A 25,497-nucleotide genomic window follows, 5' to 3' on the forward strand; every position below is an offset into this window, starting at 1 on the left:
AGCACTATATTCACTCACCCCCGCCGGGCGGGATCGGGAACCCCAGCACCCTAAACATCGCACCTACGCCGTTACTTGACAGCTAGAGTGGTTATTGCTAGTGCAAATACGCTATAATCCCGCGTCTTTGTCCCGTATTTTCATTCCCAGAATTCAGGGTTGTGCATGACCGACAAAACCCAGCAACAGTCCCGCATTAAGGAACTGATCGCCCGCGGTAAAGAGCAGGGCTATCTGACCTATGCCGAGGTAAATGACCACCTACCGGAAGATATTTCCGATCCCGATCAGGTGGAAGACATTATTGGCATGATCAACGACATGGGCATCAAGGTGTTTGAAACCGCACCGGATGCCGAAGAGTTGTTGATGGCTGAAGGCGACAGCTCCGCTGATGAAATCGCCGCAGCCGAAGCTGCCGCTGCCCTGGCAGCCGTAGAGTCCGACGTAGGCCGAACCACCGATCCAGTACGCATGTATATGCGCGAAATGGGCACCGTAGAGCTGCTCACGCGCGAAGGCGAGATCGCCATTGCCAAGCGTATCGAAGAGGGCCTGCGCGAACTGATGGCCGCCCTGGCCTACTGGCCGGGTGCAGTGCAGCAGATCATCGATGAGTACGCTCTGATCGAAAAAGAAGAGCGCCGCATCCCCGATATTATCTCCGGTTGGCTCGACCCCGCCGACGAGGTACCGCCCGGAGCCCAGGCCGGCCAAGCCGCCGCCGCTGCCAGCGCGCCGGAGTCATCAGATTCCGATGACGACGCCGAAGACGACGACAGCGATGACGACAGCAGCGACGAGGAAGAGGAAGCTACCGGCGGTATCGACCCCGAAGAGCTCGCCGAGCGCATGAACGCGCTGGTCGCCGCACAAAAAGCTGCCGACGAAGCCATCGCCGCCCACGGTCGCGATTCCAAAGAAGCTGGCCAAGCCCTCGAAGCCGTTGGCGATGTATTCCGCTTCTTTAAACTGGCTCCCCGCCAGTTCGACCCGCTGTACGGCGAAGTTCGCTACGTACTCGACAGCGTGCGCGAGCAAGAGCGCGTGGTTATGGCCATGTGTATCAAACGCGCCCGCATGCCGCGCAAGACCTTTATCAAGGAATTCCCCGGCAACGAGACCAATGATGATTGGATTCCCGCAATCATCAAGAAAAAGCGCGATTACTCCGATGCCCTGCGCCACGTCGTAGACGAAGTTGTTCGCGCCCAGCGCAAACTGGCTCAGTTCCAGGAGCGCGCTAAGCTGGACGTAGGCCAGATCAAAGAGATCAACCGCCGCATGTCCATTGGTGAGGCCCGTTCACGCCGCGCCAAGAAAGAGATGGTCGAAGCCAACCTGCGTCTGGTTATCTCTATCGCCAAGAAGTACACCAACCGCGGCCTGCAATTCCTGGACCTGATCCAGGAGGGCAACATCGGCTTGATGAAGGCTGTGGATAAGTTCGAATACCGCCGCGGTTACAAGTTCTCCACTTATGCCACCTGGTGGATTCGCCAGGCCATTACCCGCTCTATTGCGGACCAGGCCCGTACCATCCGTATTCCGGTACATATGATTGAGACTATTAATAAGCTCAACCGTATCAGCCGCCAGATGCTGCAGGAAATGGGTCGTGAGCCCACTCCGGAAGAACTGGGCGAGCGCATGGAAATGCCGGAAGACAAGGTGCGCAAAGTCCTCAAGATCGCCAAAGAGCCGATCTCCATGGAGACGCCTATCGGCGACGACGAAGACTCCCACCTGGGTGACTTTATCGAGGATCAAAATCAATCCTCGCCGGTGGATACCGCCACTCAAACTGGCCTGCACGACGCTACCCGCTCCGTACTCTCCGGCCTCACCGCCCGTGAAGCCAAGGTACTGCGTATGCGTTTCGGTATTGATATGAATACCGACCACACTCTGGAAGAGGTGGGCAAACAGTTTGACGTAACCCGCGAGCGTATCCGTCAGATCGAAGCGAAAGCATTGCGCAAACTGCGACACCCCTCCAGGTCGGAGCATTTACGCAGCTTCCTCGACGAGTAAGCGCTAGACTAAAGCCCGGTTCAACCGGGCTTTTTTTTGTGACATAAAGATGACCTCCCCGCGCAGGCTTAGTGAAAGCAGGAGATAAGCATGCAAAAAGAAATGGCGAATAAGCAGGAAAAATCTGAAGAGCTTGCCAACAAGCCCGGCAAGAAGGGGGTTGCTCGCCTCCTGGCTGCCACTAGCTACTCCAGTCAGGGGCTCGTCGCTGCGTGGCGCAATGAGGAAGCTTTTCGCCAGGAAGTGATTGCCGCCTGCCTAATGGTGCCTCTCGCACTCTGGGCCGGGGAGACACCTACTGAGCGCGCCATATTGATTGCAGCCGTGATGTTTGTCCTCCCAATCGAACTTATCAACAGTGCTATTGAAGCGACCGTGGACCGCATCGGCCCCGAGAAACACCCGCTGGCCAAGATTGCCAAAGACACAGGCTCCGCCGCCGTGGCCGTCGCCCTCTTCGCTGCATTCCTGGTTTGGTGCTGTATTCTTATCCCCAAACTGCCGATTTAAATACTTTAGTATGGAGTTTTAGCCTCCATTTCGTATAAACAAGACACTCGTACCAATTGAAGCTTCTAGTTAAGACACTCGAACCAATTAAGCTGTTTGGCAGCTCTCTCAAGGCGAGCATCTATTCCATAAAGATCAGTTGTTGGCGAAAGCTTGAGCAATAGGGAAAGAAGATTTCTAGAATTTGCCCATATCGGCTTTGAGTGCTAACAAAGGCATTGATTTGCAAGGGAAAATCTTGTACTTTTCCCAACCGCTTGCAACGATCCTCGCAAGCAATGTGTGGGCCCTTAGCTCAGTTGGTTAGAGCATCCGACTCATAATCGGCAGGTCCTGGGTTCGAGTCCCGGAGGGCCCACCACCTTCTTATATTCACAATACGTTGTGATTTTTGCTTAAGACCTAGTGAAAAAATCAAACCACTGGGCACCAATCCCATTTCGCATCAAAAATACGTGATTTATCGTTGCTCGAGCAACTTTACTCGTTAAAAAATATATATATTTAAAGTTTTGCCGATAAGCTGCGAAAGATCAGCTTCTTTTCTGGTGTAGTAACATCCACTCCTAATCTTGGAAATGAGTGCTCACTTTTTGCATCCCAAAGTTACATACAGTGAGGTCTTAATATATTTATCTCAGATGAAACTGACTTTTGAACTCATAAACCAAGTTTAATGGAGGCAATAAGCTTAAAAATTTATGCACGTCTTAAGGAGTATAAGTCCGCCATGTTTCACTCTAATATTTCATTAAATTGTGACAGATTATTTTGCATTGTAGTCAGAAGCTCTCTGCAATGCCCAATCTCCGGAGAAAATGCTTCTTCCAAACTTGTAATTTTCTGGCATAACCAACTGTTCAACGTCGGCCATTCTTCTTTATTGTGGCCATTTGCTGAAATTTCTGTAAATACCCTGGAGCCGATATAACTATCCAGGCGGTCCCACACCAAAGTATCACCAAAGCGCGACTCAATTTTATTCTTTTTAGAAAACAAAGAATCAAACAAATATTTATTTTCATCACGCTCTGAACGTCCTATGACAAATTCAGCCCGGATAGAGTCTTGATTCAATACAACTTGATAAGTCACCTTAGTCAAACCAGATCGCCCTCGGAGACTGTTCTGAGTCACGGCATTTGCATTATCAAATAAACTACAGTCACTTTCACGCATAATTTCAATGAACTGCTTCCAGAACTCTCGCCGTGTATGGTGGCGCTGAGCTAGCTCACGAGCATTGGTCTGCTCTTCCTGCTTCTTTTCTGCCAGGCCGATCACATATTCCTCGACCTCTTTCATTGGTAATATCTGCTCTAGACTCAGGAATAATTGATCTCCTTTCGCGTAAGGCACAGCCTTAATACACTGAAGACGCAGGTTATGACGCATCAACCAGTGTGCGGTAGAAGTTACTTCACGACGAAAATGCGCAGCAACAAGAATGATGCGCTGCTCAGCATCAGGGTTCAAAATCAGCTCATCGAAATCCCTATCAGCAAAGAATTCCACTAATCGTTCCCGCGCACTTTGATTCTGCTCGCAATCTCTTTTATCAAGAAAACGCTGATAGATTTCTATGATCTGACTTTTTGTTAGGCTGGCGCAGTAGGATGCGTACTTTAGTGCTTGCCATACTACATCACGTCCAGAATCATCGAGTTTATTTTCAATAATTACTAAATGACCATGTTTATCCAGGGCAAGCAGGTCTAAGCGTTCACGAGTCTCATTAAAACCATCAAATTATTTTTGAATAATAAGCAATTCCTCACCCAGTACTTCGGGATTGGCTACTAACCACTCTTGCAGATGTTCGCGTTCACGGAAGCCTAAATCAGAAAACTTTTTCAACTTAAGTGGCTCGAGTCGATTAGTATTCCTGTCAATTTGATACATTGATAGACCTCGGTTTTGGATACTTAAGAGATATAAATGTGCTTATTACGCCTGGTAGCTGGTTACCTACGTATATGCCACTACAATTAACCCCAGTCTATCTAAGACTTATGAATCGCGGAAGTGATTGACATAGATAATTGCCATCGCAGCTTAATGACCTCATTCATAGACATCAATTTAGGTCTGTTAAACTCGATGATTAACTTCCATACACTTGGGTATAGGGAACTATCACTCAACACATAGGGAAGAAATAATGAAAGTAATAGCGCTAAAAACACCAGGCGGACTAGAAAATATTTCGGTTAGCGACATCGCTGACCCGGGAGCACCCGGCCCAGGCCAAATCCGTGTTGCAATTAAAGCCTCCTCCCTCAACTTCCACGATCTTTTGGTTGCCAACGGCGGTATTCCCACAGAAGACGGCCGCATTCTGATGTCTGATGGCGGCGGTATCGTGGATGCAGTTGGTGAGGATGTTACCGATTTTCAGGTCGGCGATTCTGTTGTGTCGTGCTTTTTCCCACAGTGGCCAGCAGGTACGCCTATGGCTTCCGTAGGTAACTTTTCCAATACGCCTGGTGACGGTATCGATGGGATGGCCGCTGAGTTTGTTGTGCGCGATCAGAGCGCTTTTACCCTTGCCCCAAAGGGCTGGAGCCACGCTCAGGCGGCAACCATTACTACCGCAGGCCTTACTGCTTGGCGGGCATTGGTAGTAGACGGCAAGGTAAAACCTGGCGACACAATATTGACTCTAGGCACTGGCGGAGTATCTATTACGGTAATTCAGATTGCCAAAATACTGGGGGCCAAAGTTATTGTAACTTCTTCTTCCGACGAGAAACTTAAGCGCGCTAAAAAATTAGGCGCCGATCATGGCGTCAACTATCGCACCCATACACAGTGGTCAAAAAAGGTTATGGAGCTTACGGAAGGCAAAGGTGCGGACCATATTATTGAGCTCGGTGGCCCCGGTACACTAGAGCAATCGATCCATTCAGTCAGAGTTGGCGGCCATATTTCATTAATTGGTGTTTTAACGGGCCGCTCGGGAGAAGTACCCACTGCACTGTTGATGGCCAAGCAGGCCCGGTTACAGGGCTTGATCGTTGGAAGCCGTAGGGATCAACGGGAATATGTCACCGCATTGGAAGCCAACCAGATACAGCCAGTGATTGATAAGACTTACCCTATGGAGGAACTGGCTGCAGCATTTGAGTACCAGGCCAGCGGGTCGCACTTTGGCAAGATCTGCGTCGAGTGGTAATGGAATAGCTCTCAATCTCGCCGCACTCTTAAAGCTAAGACACTTGTGAGAGCGCGGATTAACGATTCCTACTGAAATATGAGGGGGACACACCAAATTGGCCATAAAAAGCCCGGCGAAAGCTATCATAGCTTGCAAACCCTACCTGCCGAGCCACCTGAACAAGACTTGCTGATTCACAGGTGATTAAATCCCGCGCCCGGTTTAAACGGAGTTGGTTTAGATAATGTCCGGGGGTGCTATTAAGATGTTGCTTGAACAAGCGAGTTAACTGGCGATCGCTAACAGAAATACGCTCCGCCATATCGGAAACGCTGATTGATTTCTGGTAATTCTCCGACAGCCACTCCAATAGAGGATTGAGCCTCATACTGTCACTGTATTGCACTTTAAGCAGATCAGAGTACTGGGACTGCCCTCCCCTGCGTTGCAGATAAACCACCAGGTCTTTAGCCACACTGGCCGCAATAGTATTGCCATAATCCTGGCGAATCACTTCCAGGGCCAAGTCGACTCCAGATAGAATTCCCGCTGAAGACCACAGTTTTCCGCTTTCAATAAACAAAGGGTCCTGCTCAACCTGATAATTGACTGCTTGCTCGGCAAGCTGCCGGCAATGCCGCCAGTGAGTAGTAATACGGTGCTTTTGTTCCGGAAATATATCTGCTAGTAAGAATGCACCTGTACAGATACTCAAGACACGCTCTGCTTTGTCTGCGATTGCACGCAGCGCATTTACCTGCTTAGGACTTAAGCGCAGCTGCCGCATCCCAGTACCGCCAGTAATGACCAGGTAATCAATTTCCCTATCCTGGTAAATATCAAAATCCACTGATAGGGCTTGGCCGTACGCGGTTTTAACTGATGCATTGGTTAAACCTATCAAACGACTTGTATAGGCCTCACTAACGAAACTATTAGTCTCCATAAAGGCATCCAAGGGCCCAAAAAGGTCTAACGCCTGGAATCCATCTGCAACAAAAAAACCTATCTTCTTGGTCATAGCATCTCCTCCACACAGGGAATTGTACTCCAGTGGGCGCGTCTGCTATGACACATTTACGACACAAAACGACATTGGTACTTCACCTGAACTAGCTCAACATAGAACTACCTCCATGAAACTGAACCAGCCAATCTCATAAGGCTTGCAGAAGATCAGCTAGTCAGTCCAAATCCCACAGCAATTAAAACTCTACCATTCAGCTGTTCAATATTTGTAAGGTTCGTATTATCTAAATCATTTGTACCAAATTGGTCAGCTCTTATCCTAAGTAGGAAGTTTTACTTAATAAAAAATAATTTTTAAGAAAATACTCAATATGCAAATGAACCAACCATGATGCCGGTCAAGTAATAAAAATTAATTTAGAGTTAACCTTCAGTTTTATTCACCAAACAAACTGCAGTTATATTTTGCACCCACACCAAGTTCCCAATCTATAAAAAAACAACTTATTACTCCAAAAGTACCAATACCTAAAGCACAAGAAATACAGTAAGGATGTATTAAATGGCGTTACAGAAGTCCCCCGGACAAAAAAGAAAATCAATGGTGCGTACAGTATGTATTTTAGTTTTCCTTATTCTGACTTACTTTCTGTCAAACTATTATTCTCGTGCCAACAATGAATCATTAAGTTGGGTCGAAAATCATCAAGCTCTAGATGCTGAAGTAGTAGCGTTAAGAGAGGAGGAAGAAGAGTACCGGGGCCGCAAAGGTAAAAAGCGCTATCGTACAAATTACTATATTGACTACCAGTTTAACTATGAAGATGAGGACTTTGAATCCTCCTCAGAGGTTTCAAAAGGAATTTATAGTCAATATGAACAAGGTCAACCTATCGAAGTATGGTTTCCAGAGGGCGACATCTACGGTCATGTATTGGCGCAGAATGCTCAAAGAGATGTCGAAAGTAACACACCTGTAGGAAACCTGATTCAAGCAGCACCTATCACTATAGGTATCTGCCTCGTCTTATATTGGATTTTAAGCTTCTTGTTTGTAAGGGAATCAAAAAAAGCACTACCCGAGGGCTTTTATACTGAGACGTCCTGGCTTGATATTGATGATAACTACCTCGTCGCCTTAGAAGGAGATGAACTCGTCTATTTTGATATCCCGAAAAAACAGGCTTTAACTGCTCAATCCGCCTATCAAGCGGGGAAATCCCCTGAAGAAATATATCATTTGTGTAAACCTGATACCGCAGCACGAATCCCTCTCAATGAAATAAGTTCACTTAGCAGTGACCACAATTCAGATGTAATAACTATCAAGCACGGGGATAAGACCCATTCTGTTGAGTTCTTAAATCAAACAGTAAAAGCGCACGCATTAGAACGTATCGAGAAACAACTACCTGAGACAATGGATTATCAGCATATTCAGCGGTCTCGTTTGCAAGCCACTCTACCGTCACTTGTGATAGCAATACTGTTAATAGGCCTTATCTACTGGCTTGACTCATTTATTTTCCGTGCGATAGTTGGTTTTATTGGGCTAACCTCTGTTGCCCCGAATCTTTTGTCCAAATTAATTAGTCCGACAGAGACACGCCTCTGGGAGAAAGTCGAAGAAACCTCTGTAGAGCACGCATAGTGCAGAAGATGGCCAGCTTCGGCTGGCCGCTTTTATAGAGCTATCTGTTGCTCATAATCAAGCTCAGCTATACTGTCCCCAGAATAAACATAACGTCAGTCTGAAGACCCATTGGGATAGCAGAGATTATGAACTTCTCTTCATTAGCTTTTGCCATGCTCACCACAGCTACTACTCCTAATAGTTGCACAGATGGTATCGCTTTACTCCATGGAGTAACAGCCATCGCCGCTGAATACCCTTGGCTGAGTGCAGATAAAAAAGATTATATAGTCCGAGACTATCCACGAATGTACCTCGTGCTACCTAAAATACCAGGGGAGCAAACAGTCGGTAATGAACAGCCTAATGCTGCGGTGGATAAAGAAAGCTGCCAGGTTATTAATGTGTTTCTTTCGAGCTGATATTATTTAGTATCTCAAAGCTCCCTACGGCTTAGTTCCGGGAGCTCTCCCCCTATCTACTACTACCCTTGCTCGGCATAAGTCAGTGTATTGTTATTTTCGTTACACTCATCGACGAGATTGGTAAAGTCAGCAGTTACCTCTAAAACCGCATCCGGATCAAAAACCCAGTAACCCAAAGTAAATACAATACTTACAGTGCCACCTGCTGGAATTGCAGGCGTCGCCTGTACATCGTTGGCTAGTGTATCAATATCTAAAAGGCGAGTCTGGCTGATTGGCGCTGCCAGAGCACCTATATTAGTGATATCGACCACGATAATGGATTGCCCGGTTCCAGGATTCCAGATCGGATCATAGATTTGGCTCACTATCAGGTCAGGTTTATTACATACACACAGACACATATAGTGATCATCTTCTTTGACACCATAAGGAGTTCCGACATAGCAAACCGACTTATCGTCAAACTGATTGCCATAGAGCCAGTGAGATGATGGGTCATTGACAGGTTTCTCGATTATTTCAGGGTCGCGAGTTACCTTACAAACACTGGTAGATTCAAAATCATCTATCAGGTCAGTAGCAGCCTCTGACTCAGGCACCCCTCCAACCCAAATTGCACAAGTCCGACGACATGTCAGTGGACCCTGCCCCTGCCAATAATTTGGAAACCAACCCGCTTCATAGTTTTGCATACTTAAATCTTGAATTGGATCTGCATAACTGCTAGAAGCTAAAATCCCTAAGATAACTACACGCAATATAGATTTAAACATAACGCCCTCCATTTAAGTGAATACACCTATAAATTTACCCATCCGGATTCATGTAACTTAGACTGAATTTATGGGCAGAGCGATTGTAAACTGTGCTTAATGAATATCTATGGAGACAGTAAAATTATGGCGGGCATTAATTTTGCTTTCTATTGAATGAAAACAAAAAACAAACACCTTAAAACCGAGTATTTCTAATAACAATTAGAATAGAAATCCATCTATCATACAATTATAAATAACAAAATTACGCAGCTGGATCAAGAATCACAAATTGGAATAACCAGAAATTTATAATTCAGCCAAACTATAAAATGCGGCCATTACCGTACATAGTATAATTAGTGGCAGATAAACAAAATTTAAAGCCGAGTATTTAATACAGGTCGAGACCCACCCCTCTTTATAGATATTCTTTTGCATCACTAGTAAATTTATTGGCATCCAAAGGAAAAGCAGCAGCAAAACCCCATAACATAAAATTTCCATCCAGAACAAAGGCTCAACAAATTCTTGCAAGAGAAAAATAGCAGTTCCTAGCAACAACGTTAGGCTCACATATGCATGGCTATGGAGCGATACAATAACATGTTCCATATACAATTTTTCTCTACATGCATAAAGTAGCCACAATATACCTGAGTATATTGGCAGCATAAGTAACAGCATTGTAGGAAGAGATCCGAAGAAAGCCTTGGCAAAGATTGTAGGGTTTTCCGACACTCGCTCAATATTACTTCTCGCCTTTTTGAATTCGATATCAAACCAATGACGCCATGACTGCGGCATAATTTCTACGGCATAGACTTTTTCTTCAATAATTGAGAGTACTCGATTAAAAGATATCGACCATACTTCTTGCTTATTTTCTGCTCCACGAACTTTCAATTTCCTGCCACCGGGCAGATCCCAGTCAAATTGTTTTTCTGTATCACCTGTGGATGACGGAACCATTTTTGCGGCAACATTCTCACTAGTACGGATAGACTGCTCTTGAGCAATACTCCAATCACTACTAATACGAATCAGAAAAAAGGCACTTACGCAAAGAAAGATAAACAGCTTTACCGGGCTTACATATCGTGCTCGCCTTCCAGATAAATATTCTATCGTTAAAAATCCTGGGGATAACAGTAAAGCCGGCAGTGTTCTCCACAAGCGTGAATCAAATGCCACAAGGGTATTTAGAAAGTCTCTAATCACACTTGATAAGCGTCTCACAATACCTTCTGCTGACTGTCCACAGCCATAACAGAAATGCCCCAATAAAATTGTATTACAGTTAGAGCAATAATCTTGCCTCTCTACCGAGGCTTCCTTTCGACTTTTAATACCCACTATATCTTCCGATTATATATAACTGTAAACTTTAAATGTCCATCAATTTATATCGCTAAAACCGTTATTACAATCCAGCCAAGCTCCAAACGATGGCAAAAACCGCTCCAATTGATAATAGACACAAGTAAGCCATCCCCAATACTGAATATTTACAAAAGGTTACAAACCAGCCTTGCCTATATATACGCTTTTGCATCCAAAGGAGATAAACCAGAACCCAAAAAATCAATAAGGTTATCAGGGTCTCTAAAGCTAATGTTATAGGAGTATACCCAGCCATGTTAACACTTAGCACGTATAAGATATTTCCAATCAGGATACTTAGAAATATAAAAGCATGACTATGTAAAGCTACAATTAAGTGCTCCATATATAATCGACGCTTAAAGATATAGAGCACCCATAACATCATGGCAAACATTGGCAACATGATTAACAGTGCATAAGGAAGCGTCTTAAGAAATACTTTCTTGAACCGATTTGGATTTTCAGTAACTTGCTTAATATTCTGGTTGGCATTTTCAGTCTTGGCATCCATCCAGTCTTGCATGGGCTTTGGCAGGCCTTTGATATCCATTCTTATCAATTTATTATCTGGATCATTGGCTGATGACTGCCAAACCGGCTCCGAGTCCTCTTGAGAAATTATTCGCCCCTTATCACTGCCTTTAACAACCTCATTTTTAATACCTCTTTTAATACCCTCTTCAACCTCCTCTTTAGCTTCGATAAGACTTATTTCAGCCTTCTTAATTTCTCCTAGCAGGCCTTTTTGTTCAGGAATTTTAGTATGTACTGGCCGATCCGCCTGCAAAAGGAGGTCGACACCCGACGCTTCTAACTGAGGTCCTTCATTTGAAGCATCAGCATCCATAAAATTGATTGTCCAGTCTCCACTCAAACGAGTTACAAAAAGACTGGTGATACAGAGAAAAATAAATAGCCGTACAGGGCTTACATATCGAACACGACGACCAGAAAAATACTCTGTTGTTAAAAACCCTGGTCGGAAGAATAGTGCAGGTATGGTTTTCCATGTTCTGGAGTCAAACGCCAACAAGGTATCTAAGAAATCACCGATTACAGATGAAAAATGCCGCACCATACCTTTAACGGGCTGACCACAAGCATAACAATGGGGACCTAACAACTGTGTACAGCAGTTTGCGCACTTATTATCTTCATTACAAACACTTGCTATTGATGTCGTACTACTCAAGACCTACTTCCTTCGACATTCCCTTTAACTACTTACCACAAGTAATCCGAAAGTCCAATTTCTGAACTGAATTACGGATATAAAAATTTACAATACAATATTCTGAATATAGATGGTGCTGCGACCGAACTCTTTAGCTTGAATAACTTAACATCTAAACAGCACAGTTTCACCAACACCAACCATTAAACGCTTATGCGTTTAATGGTTGGAATCCTATTAGGATATATCCTTATAACTCTGCCAAACTCCAAAATACAGTAAGAGCCGCACCAACAGATAATAAAACTAGATAGGCTAAACCCAAAAAAGAATACTTAAACAGGGTCATGATCCAACCCTGCTGATATACACGCTTTTGCATCCAAAAAAGATATACAGGAACCCAAAGAATTAATAGTGCCATCAAGCTGTTAAAAGATGAGGATATAAATGCGTACCCTTCCAGTTGACTACTTATACTATAAAACAGGTTGCCAATCAGAATACTCAGGCAGATAAAAGCCTGGCTGTGTAACGCTACAATCAGGTGCTCCATATAAAGTCTGCGTTTAAAGACGTAAAGCACCCACAGCATCATGGCAAATATTGGCAGTATGACTATAAGAGTTGACGGAAGAGCTCCCAAGAATGCTTTTTTGAAACGATTTGGATCATCGGTCACCCTTTCTACATTTTTATGGGCGCTCTCTACTTTACTGTTAACCCAATATTCTAATGGTTTGGGAAGCCAATCAACTTGAAGAAACTCTCTATCTAACTCACTAATAGTCTCATTCAATCCTGAGGCCAGTTCCTCTTTAGAAAGGTTTTCCGATCCATTCTGGCCTCCATCAATTTCACTTAAATCTTCATTGAGTTTATGCAAATCACCGGTAAGCTTCTCTTGTCCGCTAATCAGATTTTTCTCAACATCTTCCAAAACAGCGACAGCATAACTATTGTTAACGTGCTTTTCTTTGCCTTTTCGAATATCTTCGATGGCGTCGTTATAACCTTGGCTCGCTTTTTCAACATCGACTGACTCAACGTCTACATTTCCAAAATTAATAGCCCAATCACTATTTATCTGGGTTACAAAGAAGCTGGTGATACATAGAAAGATAAATAAGCGTACAGGGCTGACATAACGGACCCGTCTACCAGAGAAATACTCAGCGGTTAAAAATCCAGGTCTAAAAAACAGAGAGGGTATTGTTTTCCATGTGCGGGAATCAAAAGCAAGCAGGGTATCAAAAAAGTCTCCAATTACTGAGGAGAAATGACGAACCATGCCTTTAACCGGCTGACCACAGGCATAGCAATGGGGCCCCAATAGCTCTGCATGACAATTGGCACAATGGTTTGGATTATAATCCGAATTATTTGTAGAGGTTGCAGTGCTCATTACCGCTCACCGAATCACTGATTATCTTATTCACCTGGCAAAAGCTTCCAGGCCCAAGTATCTGCTAACGAACCAGAACCGAAATACCTCAATTAGCAGAACTCTACTAATATCCCGAATATCAGCTGGAGTACAATTTTTTTATGACTTATAGGTATTAAGAGAGAGGTAAAAGAAACGCGCCGACTATTAGGCGCGTTTCGAAGGAAATTTGGCATAAATTGCCGGTTGCTAATTATCCAAAAGGAAGCGTGCAATTGTACGCAGGCCGTGCCCTTTAGCACCTGGCGCCCACTGATCATTGCCACTGGGCTGGTAAGAGCCGGAAAGGTCCATATGCACCCAATTGCGACCTTCATCCCGTACAAAGCGAGCCAGGAAGGAGGCTGCCGTAGATGCACCAGGACTTCCCTCAATACCAACATTGGCGATATCGGCAAAGTTGGACGGGGTTTGCTCAAGGTGGAAAGGCTCTAAAGGCAGTCTCCACGCCTTTTCATTTTCCTCAGAAGCTGCAGACAATACCTTTTGGGCTGCTTCATCTTCAAAACTAAAGACAGAGTTGAAATCCCGACCTACAGCCATCTTTGCTGCACCGGTCAGAGTAGCGGCATCTAATAACCAGCGAGGCTCTTCTTCCGAAGCTGCAATTAAACCATCAGCCAGCACCAGGCGCCCTTCAGCATCGGTATTCAGTATTTCTACACTCACTCCGTTTTTATATTTAATAATATCGCCCAATTTAAAGGCATGACCGGAGATCAGATTTTCTGCGCAGCAGAGATAAAGTTTAACCCGCTTGTTGAGACCTCTGGCTATTGCAAGAGCCAAGCCTCCAGTTACCATGGCCGCGCCACCCATATCGGATTTCATTGTGGCCATGTTGTTGGACGGCTTAATGCTGTAGCCGCCGGAGTCAAAAGTAATTCCTTTACCCACCAAACACATATCAACCGGCGCCTGGTCATCACCCGTCGGGTTGAAGTCCACTTGTAACATCACGGGCTCACGTACACTACCACGCCCAACGTTATGGATACCGACAAACCCTTCACGCAGCAGGTCATCCCCGGCAACTATACGGTAAGTTACCGCACTGGGAGCCAGCTTTTGCAGCATTTCTGCAGCGCTCTCCGCCAATACACGCGGAGACACATCATCAGGAGTACCATTAGTAATTTCACGAACCCAGCGACTGGCATTTTCACGGGCGGCGAGTTCTTTTAACTCGGCGCTGTCATCAGTCCCCCAGTCAATTTTGTTGGATTTACGCGGGTTAAAAAAACCTGCCCAAAATGCCCAGCGGCTTTCAATACTCCAGCTTTCTCCTTTGAGGACAACATCGTTGACCCCCATACCATCGAGCTTTCGGGCAGCTCGCTGCGCTGCAACCAACACAGCGCCTTTCGCAGCGCTAATATGAATATTGGCAGCGCTACCATCAAAGCTCAGCAGTGCTGATTCTCCCCAGGGTTCCGGCGCAAAGCCCTCAACCAAATGAATATGCATAGCCTTTGTCATACAACACCTATTTTGAAACTTGTGTACCAATTTTATCGGTATTTCTCCTGCATTCTAACAGGACATTAAAAATACTTGATGATTGCACCGCCACCGAGTCGACAGATAAACTGTGAACCAAGACAAAATAACTATTAAGTAGAGAAATTCGTTAGGGAAGAATAAATGGCTGATTCCTGCCACTATCACACTAGCAAGACTGCATCCTGGCAGTGCCAGCCCTGCAACCGTCAGTTCTGTGGCGAGTGTATTCCGGGTTCGAGTACCAATTACCATGGGCAGGGTCCCGAATGCCCGCTCTGCCGCGATAGCCTGGAATATATTGGAGCCAGTAACAACGCCAAGCCTTTTTGGCAAATGGGGCTATTTTACTTTCTCTATGCTTTTAAGCCTGGCCCTCTAACAATCATGGCTGTTGCAGCAGCGGGCAGTATGGCAATAACGTCAATGGGTCTTCTGGCTCTTGTCGCTTTGGTAGCCATTGTAGCTGTTGTATCCCGCTACAATCTCTTGGTCATCGAAAGACTCGCAGGAGGCCAACTGGAAGCCCCCCCACTGGCAGATGCACTTGATGGCAATGGTGCAATGTTATTTCTGAAAGTCATTGGAATGACATTGATCGCCGGTTTTGTTGGCTACAAGCTTGTACAATTTACTGGAAGCCTCAATGTCATAATGATTTATGCGGCCGCCCTGTCATTTTTAGCGCCGGCTGCAATGATTGCCTTAGCGCTTACCCATAGTTTGAGGTCCGCAATCAACCCACTCAAATTATTGGAATTTACCCTAATCATTGGCTGGCCATATTGGTTGCTGTTAATTATTACCAATATCATTTCTTTCGCACCCAATATACTAATGGCCGTGGTCAGCGATAAACTGCCGGCTTGGGCAATTTTCCCGACCACAGCAGCCATTGTCTCTTACTTTTCCATCGTCTCAAGTGCTGTGATGGGGTATATCTGCTTAACTCGACAGCAAAAACTGGGAATAGCCTCAATACAAGAAGATGATGAAAATTACTTAGAGGAAAATGAATTCCTGTGTAAGCGCGCTCGGGCTGAAGCGCAAATATTTTTACGCGAAGGGGACTTCAAGGGCGCTCGCCAGGCTTTGGTTGAAGGGTTGCGCCGCTTCCCTAACGACGAAACTCTTAATGAGCGCTACTACCGCCTTTTACTTGCTACTGATGATAAAAAAGCCCTTCAGGAGCTGGGGCCACATCTATTAGAAAAATTTGTACAGATAAATCGCCCACATAAGGCAGCTGAACTGTATATGGCCACAGAGCCCAGCCCGCTTGTGGCTAAGCCCGAGATACGCCATGCACTAGCCAAGGTGCTATACCAACAGCATAAGTACCAATTGGCAGCACAGCTGCTCAATAATTTACATAAAGAGGCCTTTCCACAACTCGATGCTGCCTATCTGTTATTGGCACAAGTGTATATGGATGGATTGGGTAGAGAAGACTTAGCAAAAAAACTACTGCACTTTGTCCGACAGAAATTTCCAGAGAGTGCTTTGCGTTCTGAAATCGATACCCTGTGGAAAGTACTTAACAGTACTGCCGAAATTCACTAAATAGCAAAATATGGGTAGCCATCTATGGTGGCTTCCCTAAACCTAGCCCGACATTCGCTACCAATGCTTTAGCGCCCGATTCCATAGATACAAACCTCGCGCAAAAACGTTGTAACCTTTATTCAAAAACCACCTAAGGCCGGCTAGCTTCGACACCCTAGCCTTCCATTGCTCCTTGGGAGAGTTCTCCCAAATCGTAATAAAAGCCTCGTAGCCCACTTTCAGATTTCCATCCGCATCCAATACATGCAGCCGCTCACGGACGAACTCTAAATCTGTATTCAGTTCCTTGGCTTTATCTTCATCAATATGAACATCCTCCCAATCCACTTGGCAGGTGACGGATTTTTTCTTTTGTGCTGAAATTCCTGCGTTACAAACTGGACAAGCGGAATTATAAAAGACCCGAATCTTTTCAGGCATATGCTAAAAATCCATTCTTTTTCTACAGGCTAAAACTACTTCGGGTGGTCAATATCATCGCGGTTCACCAACTCCCAAGGTAAACCACTATTTCGGTAGATCCGCTGATTTTTTTCTGGGTAGTCGGCAACATCATGTTGCAATCGCTGGCCTACAACTATGCAGCGCAAGGTCATTTCCCCCACATTCTGCATCACATGAGCTGGGCCTCCAGCGGGGTAGCCAATAAAATCCCCTGCAGAAACCTGATGGTGATCGTCACCAATACGCACCTCGGCCCTACCCTCCAGGATATAAACACATTCGTCTTCAAAATAGTGACAATGGAATTCTGTGGATTCATAACCTGGCTCGATTTCGATCATATGAAAACCAAAGCCGGATATGCCGGTAAGATCACCCAGGGACTTGTTTTTACGCACCGCATTGGCATTGAGGAAATGTACCTTGCGCTCCCCCTCCAGCCCTGCAATTTCGGTCCCGGTCAAAATATAGCGACTCACTCTGCCCCCAATACATTACTTAATTATTTATAAGACATACCAAATTATGTTCTTCAACCTGAGGCAGCCATATCTTGGGTCATCTCTTTCACCTCGCGCGCGCGGCCTTCCTCACCCAGGCGACGATAGTAATTGACCAGGACCATTCCCAGCTTGGGAATCAAGGGGTGATTCACTCGCTGCTGTTTCAAGTGGCGCAGTAATTCCTCTAGCCACGGCCAGTCCTTTTCTTCCGCTGCACGCCGTGCCATCAGTAAGTTTGCCTTTCCGGTGAGCGCCTTTGGACTTTTTGTTGCCGCCAAGTAGCGGCGATAGCCACTTGCCAGGGTATGGCCATCGATCTCCAGATTTCCTGCCTGGGCAAATAAAGCGAGATTGGCCCGGTGGTAACCTTCACTCTCTGGCGCCGCTGAGGTCAGTTCTATATAGCGCTCAATCAGTGTCAACGCCTGTGGATATTGCCGCACCGCTGAGGCTGCCGCTTCAGTGGCTTCCAGGATTTTTCCCTCTTCTAAAAAACGATCAATCCGTGCCAAGGCTACCCTTTGGGGGGACGGGGCCTCCTCTTCCTCCGGCATAGGTTCCACCATCGGGCGCCAATACAACACCGCCAAAGTCAGGGCAAAACCCGCAAGTAAACCACCAGTATGGGCCCAGTAGGCAATGCTGGCATCTCCATACAAATAACCGAAAATCTCCTTACCCAACCACAGCGGTAACACCAGCAGCGCCGGTGCACTGAATTCGCCAAACATAAAACCAATGGTGTAAAAGAAACGTAGCCGGCGCACACCGTAAACCGCGACGAACATGCCCATAATTGCCGAGACCGCACCGGAGGCACCCACCATCGGTACATGGCTGCCGGATTCCACCAGCACATGCAGACCTGCTGCCGCCAATCCTCCCACCAGGTAGAGCCCTATAAACCACAACCCTCCCAGGGCCAACTCAACAGACAAGCCAAACAACAGCAGAAACACCATATTGCCGATAAGGTGATCCCAGCTTCCGTGTAGAAACATATGGCCAAAGGCTCCAGCAATACTCGGGTCTGCCGGTATCAGCCCCAGTGCGTTGCTACTGACCCTATCCCGCAGTTGGGCAAACTCCTGCCTCTGTCTTAACCATTCGGTCTCACCCTCTGCTTCGAGCTTCGGCAACAACCAGTGGTGGAATTCAGGGTTACCGAGGGATTCCCGGTAAAAAAACTCCTCCCCTTCCACACCCATCTGCGCTCTCCACTCTGGGTGCATTTCATTGACATACACAAGAAAGCGTTGCTCTTCGAGGTCCGGTAAGTCGCTCTCAAAATAGTAATCTTCAGCTTCCTGCCAGCGAGCTTCATCCCCCCCTTGATAGAAAACAAACATCAGTAAGTTAAGGGCAATCAACGCAAAACACATTAATGGCGGCCGGCGCCAGTCGGGTTTGTTTTGGATGGGGATGATCAGCACGGGCTTCCCTTATTGTGATTTCATCAGCGCCCTGAGAGAAAACGCAGTAACACCGGTAAATGAACTTGCACCAACACAAAGGCCAGTAGACTGAAAATACTATGAAATCCCGGAGGTGTCATGCCAGCCGGACCTCACTTACTTCCTGGCGGTACGGCCAATGATCGCCGGAACATCCCAACTGCGCAGATGCAGATCTCTCTGAGGGAAAGGTACCTCAATACCCTTATCGCGAAATTCCCGCAACAACTCCAAGTTGTACAGGGCATAGGAGTCTCCCAGGGAAGTCACCATATTGCTGTTGACCCACACCACCAACTTGAAGTCGAGGGCATTATCCCCAAACCCCATCAGCCACACCTCGGTTTTTCGCTTCCAGTCGGTATGGGTGATATTGACTCGAGCGGCAGCTTCCAGAGCGGCTTCCCGCACCAAGTCTGGGTCCGAGGCATAAGACACACCAAAGGGTACGTGAATACGGCGCACAGGATCATCCAGTGTGTGGTTAATAACCCGGCCCGCAACAAACTCCGTGTTGGGCACCAAGATATCCACATTATCCCGCGTGGTAATACGGGTTGAGCGCACGCTGATATCGCGGATGCGGCCAAATACGCCCGACTCCAGCTCCACCAGATCACCCACTTTGAGAGGGCGCTCAAACAGCAAAATCAAACCGGAGATAAAATTCGAGAAGATCGCCTGAAGCCCAAAGCCAATACCGACCGACAGGGCTCCAGCGACCAGGGCCAACTTGGAGGTATCCAGGCCCAACATGCTGAGCACCACAATCAGGGCCGCGGAAATAAAGATGTAATGCAGCACCCGCCCAAGATTGTACATGGAGGATTCACTGGCATGCTCCCTGCGTACAAGCCGGCGCAGGAAGGCCTGGGTGAGTCCAGACAATAGCCAGGCCCCCACCAGGACCACGATCATCTTGGCGATCAACCGCAGGGTTATCGGATTCTGGGCAACGGTAAATAGCTGATAATCCGCCAACTTACGCCAGCGGTTATAAGCTTGTCTTGCGCCCAGTGCCACTCGTTCGCGCACTGTTGCCCACCAACCCTGGCGCTCCTTGTAAACCTCCAGCTGGGCCTTTTCATAGCGCTGAATATCCTGCTCGAGGTCATTGGCGCGGGCCAGGCCACTGCCAATACGCTCAAAGTAAGACCACCAGCGACTCAGGTCTTCATTCTCTTCATCTTCGCGCCAGGCCACCACTTGACGCTGGCGCACTGCCAGCTCCCGCAACGCACTTTCAATCACAGAGTTGGCATTTTCCAATAAATCCCGACTGATAATCAGGGGGCGCTCTTCGCCCTCTTCATTCAGGACCTCATTGATGGATTGCAGCAACTCACTTTTGCGTTTTTCCAGCTGCTCCTCCAACAAGTCCACTTCAAGCTGCATCAGGGTGAGGTCTTTCTGCATATTGATGGTGGGGTCAGTGGAGGGTTCTGTAGTGCTTTGAATACTGGTACGGGTCGCAGAAATACGTTCGATTTTCTTTTCGTTCGCGGCAATATCCTTATCTATTTCCTCTGCATCTTTACTGGAGTAGACGAGGGTATCCAGAAGTCTCCGCAATTTAATTTCTGCGCTGTTAATCTTTTCCCGCCAGGTTCCCAAGAAAGTATTAACGGTACTCAGCTGCTCAATAATATTTAGGTGATTTATTTGAGCTAAAAGTAGGGCCTGCGCCGCCTCATCCTCCTCTCGTCCACTGGAATCCCGCAGTACAATCACTTGTTTACGCAGTAAAGATAGAGACTGGGACTGGGTTGATTTAAGTTGGCGAGCCTCCAGTTCTACGCCTTTCAACCTACGTCGGCCACGGCTGATGGCAGAATCAGCCTTGGCCCAGTTCAATACCGTTGGGTTTTCTGGAAAATCCACATCCGGCATTAAAGGAACTTTCAGGTACTCCTCTCGTTTTTTCCAGGTAATTGCGATCCCTTGTAAACTTTGGCTAATCTTTTCTGCACCGTCCTGTAAGGCCTCATCCTCCGGCAAATCCTTTTTCCACCCCTCCCAGCTCTTTGTGACCAAGCTAAGCCATTCTCGTCGCTCTTCGGGAGAGGCACTGGTCCATCCAGTCCACCAATCTGCAGAGGGGTCAGCAAAATCCGGAACCTCCGGCTTAAACTCCTTGGGTTTACTACCGGGAAGCTGGGCGACACTGGAAACAGAGACACAGGCGACACTAAAGAAAAGGAGAAATGAAAGGGCGAGGTGAAGAAAAGAAAATTCTTTGCCGGCACTACAACGAGGGATAAAAAGGCTGGCACCCGGCATAAAATACTTCTATCCGTGAAAAAATCCGGCACTAATAAAATAGGCGCCTACTGGGCCATATTGTTCAGTGTAGCCCAGGGACTTCCCTGCCCCATGCATTTACCTGAAGCGGCGACTTTGACGCAAACATTTTCTGTATACCCTGCGATATTCACGCATAGCCCGCCTGGTTGTTTTACCAGGCTCACCCGTACTGCGCAGCAAATTTGCCGCCCGGGCTTCACAGTAAATATCCCAATCCTTACGATCGACTCGTTTACCCTCTGAGCGGTGCCGCAAATGGCGGGGCGGATACGCTCGGGGGTATATTTTCTTTTTCGGAGCCAGGGGATTACGATTAACATGCTGCCAATTGGGAGGGGGCGTGACCACCACATATTGATTGTCCCTGGGGTCTAATAAGAAAAAGGTACCATTACCCGCAAGCATATAATGCTTGTTACCCAAGTTAATGGGGGTTCCAAAAGGTACTCGGGAGACCCGAGCTCCCAGAGGCGGCTCAATCCGGGTATAGGCGTCGGGGCCTTTGCGGTAGAAATAACCATTTTTATAAAAAACTGTCTGGTTATTCACTTCGATAGGCTCAGCTCCGGGAGGCAGGTGGTCCGATCGAACCTGAGACTCCGAAACAGAACAGAACAGTACAAGAAATAGGGTAAGCAGGGATCGCATGGCTAATGTCATCAGCAAATTGCAATCCGCTAAGGGTATGGTGCGAACAAGTCATCCCCAAGGCTATCCCAAGCGGTAACTAGAGCGCCATTAAATTGCTCCAGTTACCACTGGTCTAACCAATAGAATTATACAGCTGTACTCGGCAAGGGAGACCTGCTCTCCACCCGACTACTGACTGCCACACGACGTTTACGTAACCAGATTAAAACTCCAGTCACACTCAACATCGCAATCACCACCCCCATAATTGAAATCAGTATGCGACCAGGGAGACCGAGGATCCTACCGGAATGCACTGGGAATTGCGCCTGTACAAATAAGTCTGCTGCCGTCCCTTCCCAGGGAATAAAGTCTCCGAGATATTCGCCGCTGTGGCCATCAAAAAATAGAGCCTTGTGACCAACACCTCCGGCGCCATGCCCTGCGCTGACATCAAAAAATTCAGCCCGATATATCCCCCACTCCCGGGCATACCACAGGGAGTTCAGCGGTTGTTGCCAGCCAATCTGCGCAGCTTGGTTTTCTCCAATCGCGGCTATATCCCGAAAAGACAACGACGGGGTAATTGGATTGCTGTGATCGTTAGGTGTGCGCTCTTCCAAGGGCGACGGAGTCACATCTGATACCAGCGACATCAGAGGAAAAAACACTTCTCGATAGAGATTCAGTGAGAAGGCCGTAAATGCAATTGTCAGCAGCAGCGTCCAGGTCCACAGACTGAACGCACGATGTAAATCAAATGTGAGCCTGGCACGCCCAGCGCCGGCCTTAATCATCCATGCGGGCTTCCATCGCTGCCACCAAGTCCGAGATGGCTTTCGGGTGGATTTCTTGCGACGAGGTAAAGTCACCGCTAGCCCCACAAAGCAATCGATTGTCCATACCAGTGCAATAACGCCCAGCAGCCAAATCCCCCAGTGATCAGTGCCCCAAAATTCGGGTATATGAAAACTGTAATGCAGCTTGTACAAAAACGACATCAGGGTTTCAGTTGTTATTGGCCAGACACGTCCCCACTCGCGCTTACCAATAATTTCCCCATTGGTCGGATCGACAAATACCTGGTTGTAATCCACCGCAAAGAATTTACCGGTAGCCGGGTCAATTCGAGGCTCTACCCAGAAATACTGGGTGTGCCCAGGCTCCTGTACCAATTCAAAATAGGATATTTGGACTTGTGGCAAGGACTCTTCAAGCCGTTCTGCCAACTCGATAGAGGCTAAGGGTTCGCCGCTGGAAGTAGTTTTATATAAGTGGGGATTAAGCCACTCATCCAGTTCGTGATCCCAGGAGATAATAGCGCCGGTTAGCCCGGTGACTATCAGGAAGACCGCAGTAGCAAGCCCCAGGTAACGATGTAAAAGAACCAGGGTTTGACGCATAACATTTACCTAAAACTAAAAAACAGAAAACCCGGCACAAGTACCGGGTTAAACTGCAACGGAGTTAACTAAGCGCCTTAGTAGCGCCAGCTCACACTCAACTGTGCCTGACGCGGAGCGCCGTAATAGCCCTGGGTCCAATAGAGGCTATTGATATATTTCTCGTTGGTCAGGTTATCAATATTGAGGCCAACCGTTAAAGCATCAGAAATATCGTACTTGGCAAAGGCGCTGAGCAACGCATAGCTATCCTGCTCTACACGAACACCCTCGACAGGCTCAATGTATATATCATCCTGCCAATTAATACCGCCGCCGAACTTCAAGCCTTGGACTTGAGGTAAATCGTAAGCTACGGCCACCTTCAGGGTGTTGCGCGGAATATAAGTGCGATCTTCCTCACCGTCTTTATTGACTACTTCACTTAAGTGAGTAAGGCCAAAACTAACATTGAAATTCTCGGTAATTGAACCGATTAGCTCCAGCTCAACGCCCTTTGTAGTGAAATCACCACTCTCGTAAACATTCTTTCCATCAACCTTATCTAGGTATTCACCGAGATTATTCAGGTTGGATTCAAATAGCCCAACACTAGCCGTTGCTTGTCCACCCGCAAGGGTGTACTTAAACCCCACCTCGGAACTATCTCCCTCTGCGGCGCCCAGTGGTTTAAATTCAGGGTTAACCCAAGACTGCGGGGTAAAAACTTCAGTATAGCTACCGTAGAATGAGAAACTATCGTTCAAATCAAAAGTGGCCCCTACATAGGGAACAGTTTCATCCGCCGAAGTGTCAGCATCAACACCATAATTGTAGCCGGATTGTTCCACTTCCATTTTGCGCGCACCGGCCAACAGGGACAGGCTATCAGTAACGTTCAGGCGAGTAGCAAAGTATAAAGACTTGTGCTCTTGATCGTCGTAGTGGCCAGTGTAATAAGCATCGGTATCGACAAAGTCTGGCCGCGCCGTTGTGCCATTAGCCCAGTCACTGCCAAGAACCGGATAACCGTCGGAGTAGCTGTAGAAAGACTGGCCGGTTAGTTCGATATCTGCATAGTTGGCACCCACCACCAATTCGTGATCGCGGCCGAACAAATTGTAGGTTCCTGACAGGAATACATCCGCAATCTTCTGCTTTTCATCCAACTTGTAGCCAAATGCATATCCATATAAACCCAGTTCGGTCTCTCTGTCTGGAGTACCGTAGACATACATCTCCTTGACATCCATATCGATTTCATTCTGGGTCAGTAATGCAGTGACGGACCAGTTTGCGGAAAGATCCTGCTTCAGTTCAACAAAAGTCTGGATTCTGTCTACATTGCGGAAAGCCCAGTCTGGTGCCGTACTTGTGGAAACATCGTAATCGGTAGCGCTGCCATTGGTATAGAAAAGTGGCAGGGCACCAGACATGCTGCCATCGGCTTCACTGCGATTTTGGCTGTGGCCTAAGGTCAGGATGGTGAAATCAGTCAAATCTACTTCCACAATACCGTAGTAGACACTGCCGTCAGTTTCGTAGCGGTCAAGATAAGAGTCAGCCTGATCCTCTGCAACCACCAACCGTCCTCGGACGTTATCGCTGATAGAACCTGAGATATCTCCCTGGGTGCGCAAACGTCCCTCTTCACCGACAACCAGGTCTACACCCGCCTTGAACTCTTCTGTCGGACGCTTGCGGATAAAGTTAACCGTCGCGGAGGGGTTAGCCAGACCTGTGGTCAGAGCTGCTGCGCCCTTCACCACTTCAACCTGATCAAATATCGCTGTGTCTTGATGCCCATGGGATAAACCAGAGGAAAAGGGAACACCGATACCATCGTATTGGAAGTTCACAATATCAAAGCCACGAGCAGTGTAATAAGTACGATCCGTCTCTACGTTCTCTACGGTTACCCCAGGGGTATATTTCAGCAGCTCATTAATATCCTGTAGGGCAAAGTCCTGGATTTGAGCCTGGGATACAGTTGTTACCGTTTGCGGAGTATCGTAAACAGATAGGCTTAGGCGAGAGGCAGTACTGGTCTCCTCCTGCTCTCCGTAGACACTGACTTCTTCCATGGTTTCAGCAGACCAAGCAGAACTTCCCAGCGGGGCGAGCACGGCGGCAGCAACCCAGGCTGACAGCGCTTTTTTCTTCATTAAGCCGTTAATTTTCATCGGCTAAAACCTCATTCCAAACCAGTGAACGGTGCAGG

General features: G+C 47.1%; 20 protein-coding genes and 1 tRNA gene. 7 read left to right on the forward strand and 14 right to left on the reverse strand.

Annotated elements, in window-relative coordinates; genetic code table 11:
• Nucleotides 1-165: 165 nt before the first annotated feature.
• From rpoD to ACYX4J_RS19510, 3 genes are all read left to right on the forward strand, one after another.
• The gene (gene rpoD, locus ACYX4J_RS19500; protein ID WP_476177346.1) at nucleotides 166-2,034 is read left to right on the forward strand and encodes an RNA polymerase sigma factor RpoD; all 1,869 of its coding nucleotides are present in this window, start codon (nucleotides 166-168) and stop codon (nucleotides 2,032-2,034) included.
• Between the two features lie 90 nt (nucleotides 2,035-2,124).
• Nucleotides 2,125-2,544: a diacylglycerol kinase gene (locus ACYX4J_RS19505; RefSeq protein WP_476177347.1), complete on the forward strand. Its 420-nt coding sequence runs from the start codon at nucleotides 2,125-2,127 to the stop codon at nucleotides 2,542-2,544.
• A gap of 284 nt (nucleotides 2,545-2,828) precedes the next feature.
• Nucleotides 2,829-2,905: transfer RNA gene (locus ACYX4J_RS19510), tRNA-Ile, on the forward strand.
• Between the two features lie 374 nt (nucleotides 2,906-3,279).
• Here the strand turns inward: ACYX4J_RS19510 and ACYX4J_RS19515 are convergent.
• Nucleotides 3,280-4,059, reverse strand: a complete 780-nt coding sequence (locus tag ACYX4J_RS19515; protein ID WP_476177348.1) for a DUF4268 domain-containing protein — start codon at nucleotides 4,057-4,059, stop codon at nucleotides 3,280-3,282.
• 646 nt (nucleotides 4,060-4,705) lie between these two features.
• Here ACYX4J_RS19515 and ACYX4J_RS19520 point away from each other — a divergent pair.
• Nucleotides 4,706-5,719: a zinc-dependent alcohol dehydrogenase family protein gene (locus ACYX4J_RS19520; protein WP_476177349.1), complete on the forward strand. Its 1,014-nt coding sequence runs from the start codon at nucleotides 4,706-4,708 to the stop codon at nucleotides 5,717-5,719.
• A 58-nt stretch (nucleotides 5,720-5,777) separates the two neighbouring features.
• Here ACYX4J_RS19520 and ACYX4J_RS19525 read toward each other — a convergent pair whose 3' ends face one another.
• Nucleotides 5,778-6,722 carry a GlxA family transcriptional regulator gene (locus tag ACYX4J_RS19525; protein ID WP_476177350.1) on the reverse strand — a complete coding sequence of 315 codons (945 nt, stop codon included), beginning with the start codon at nucleotides 6,720-6,722 and terminating at the stop codon, nucleotides 5,778-5,780.
• A 510-nt stretch (nucleotides 6,723-7,232) separates the two neighbouring features.
• Here ACYX4J_RS19525 and ACYX4J_RS19530 point away from each other — a divergent pair.
• The gene (locus tag ACYX4J_RS19530) at nucleotides 7,233-8,321 is read left to right on the forward strand and encodes a hypothetical protein (protein WP_476177351.1); all 1,089 of its coding nucleotides are present in this window, start codon (nucleotides 7,233-7,235) and stop codon (nucleotides 8,319-8,321) included.
• Between the two features lie 128 nt (nucleotides 8,322-8,449).
• Nucleotides 8,450-8,725 carry a hypothetical protein gene (locus ACYX4J_RS19535; protein WP_413664215.1) on the forward strand — a complete coding sequence of 92 codons (276 nt, stop codon included), beginning with the start codon at nucleotides 8,450-8,452 and terminating at the stop codon, nucleotides 8,723-8,725.
• Between the two features lie 62 nt (nucleotides 8,726-8,787).
• On the opposite strand, the gene ACYX4J_RS19540 is transcribed toward ACYX4J_RS19535, so the two are convergent.
• The 5 genes from ACYX4J_RS19540 to pepB all read right to left on the reverse strand — a co-directional run bounded on the left by ACYX4J_RS19540 (nucleotide 8,788) and on the right by pepB (nucleotide 14,972).
• Entirely contained in the window at nucleotides 8,788-9,504 is a 717-nt protein-coding gene (locus tag ACYX4J_RS19540) for a CARDB domain-containing protein (RefSeq protein ID WP_476177352.1), read from the reverse strand.
• 291 nt (nucleotides 9,505-9,795) lie between these two features.
• Nucleotides 9,796-10,842 carry a DUF3667 domain-containing protein gene (locus tag ACYX4J_RS19545; protein WP_444895342.1) on the reverse strand — a complete coding sequence of 349 codons (1,047 nt, stop codon included), beginning with the start codon at nucleotides 10,840-10,842 and terminating at the stop codon, nucleotides 9,796-9,798.
• 67 nt (nucleotides 10,843-10,909) lie between these two features.
• Nucleotides 10,910-12,064, reverse strand: a complete 1,155-nt coding sequence (locus ACYX4J_RS19550) for a DUF3667 domain-containing protein (protein ID WP_476177353.1) — start codon at nucleotides 12,062-12,064, stop codon at nucleotides 10,910-10,912.
• Nucleotides 12,065-12,296: 232 nt separating this feature from the next.
• Complete coding sequence (locus ACYX4J_RS19555; protein WP_476177354.1) at nucleotides 12,297-13,451, reverse strand: DUF3667 domain-containing protein; 1,155 nt, start codon at nucleotides 13,449-13,451, stop codon at nucleotides 12,297-12,299.
• 231 nt (nucleotides 13,452-13,682) lie between these two features.
• The gene (gene pepB / locus ACYX4J_RS19560; RefSeq protein WP_444934764.1) at nucleotides 13,683-14,972 is read right to left on the reverse strand and encodes an aminopeptidase PepB; all 1,290 of its coding nucleotides are present in this window, start codon (nucleotides 14,970-14,972) and stop codon (nucleotides 13,683-13,685) included.
• Nucleotides 14,973-15,137: 165 nt separating this feature from the next.
• On the opposite strand from pepB, the gene ACYX4J_RS19565 reads away from it, so the two are divergent.
• Nucleotides 15,138-16,556 carry a hypothetical protein gene (locus ACYX4J_RS19565; protein ID WP_476177355.1) on the forward strand — a complete coding sequence of 473 codons (1,419 nt, stop codon included), beginning with the start codon at nucleotides 15,138-15,140 and terminating at the stop codon, nucleotides 16,554-16,556.
• 57 nt (nucleotides 16,557-16,613) lie between these two features.
• Here ACYX4J_RS19565 and ACYX4J_RS19570 read toward each other — a convergent pair whose 3' ends face one another.
• From ACYX4J_RS19570 to ACYX4J_RS19600, 7 genes are all read right to left on the reverse strand, one after another.
• Nucleotides 16,614-16,979, reverse strand: coding sequence for a thiol-disulfide oxidoreductase DCC family protein (locus ACYX4J_RS19570; protein WP_444892668.1), 366 nt, complete (start codon nucleotides 16,977-16,979; stop codon nucleotides 16,614-16,616).
• A 35-nt stretch (nucleotides 16,980-17,014) separates the two neighbouring features.
• Nucleotides 17,015-17,482 carry a cupin domain-containing protein gene (locus ACYX4J_RS19575; protein ID WP_476177356.1) on the reverse strand — a complete coding sequence of 156 codons (468 nt, stop codon included), beginning with the start codon at nucleotides 17,480-17,482 and terminating at the stop codon, nucleotides 17,015-17,017.
• Between the two features lie 53 nt (nucleotides 17,483-17,535).
• Nucleotides 17,536-18,939, reverse strand: coding sequence for a rhomboid family intramembrane serine protease (locus ACYX4J_RS19580; protein WP_444906540.1), 1,404 nt, complete (start codon nucleotides 18,937-18,939; stop codon nucleotides 17,536-17,538).
• 138 nt (nucleotides 18,940-19,077) lie between these two features.
• Nucleotides 19,078-21,240: a mechanosensitive ion channel family protein gene (locus tag ACYX4J_RS19585; RefSeq protein WP_476177357.1), complete on the reverse strand. Its 2,163-nt coding sequence runs from the start codon at nucleotides 21,238-21,240 to the stop codon at nucleotides 19,078-19,080.
• Between the two features lie 99 nt (nucleotides 21,241-21,339).
• Nucleotides 21,340-21,924, reverse strand: coding sequence for a DUF6515 family protein (locus ACYX4J_RS19590; RefSeq protein WP_476177358.1), 585 nt, complete (start codon nucleotides 21,922-21,924; stop codon nucleotides 21,340-21,342).
• Nucleotides 21,925-22,040: 116 nt separating this feature from the next.
• Nucleotides 22,041-23,297, reverse strand: a complete 1,257-nt coding sequence (locus ACYX4J_RS19595; RefSeq protein ID WP_476177359.1) for a PepSY-associated TM helix domain-containing protein — start codon at nucleotides 23,295-23,297, stop codon at nucleotides 22,041-22,043.
• Nucleotides 23,298-23,374: 77 nt separating this feature from the next.
• On the reverse strand, nucleotides 23,375-25,459 hold the full coding sequence (locus ACYX4J_RS19600) for a TonB-dependent siderophore receptor (RefSeq protein WP_476177360.1): 2,085 nt from the start codon (nucleotides 25,457-25,459) through the stop codon (nucleotides 23,375-23,377).
• Between the last annotated feature and the right edge of the window lie 38 nt (nucleotides 25,460-25,497).

The sequence above is a fragment of the Microbulbifer sp. ABM4_008 genome, assembly GCF_056311705.1.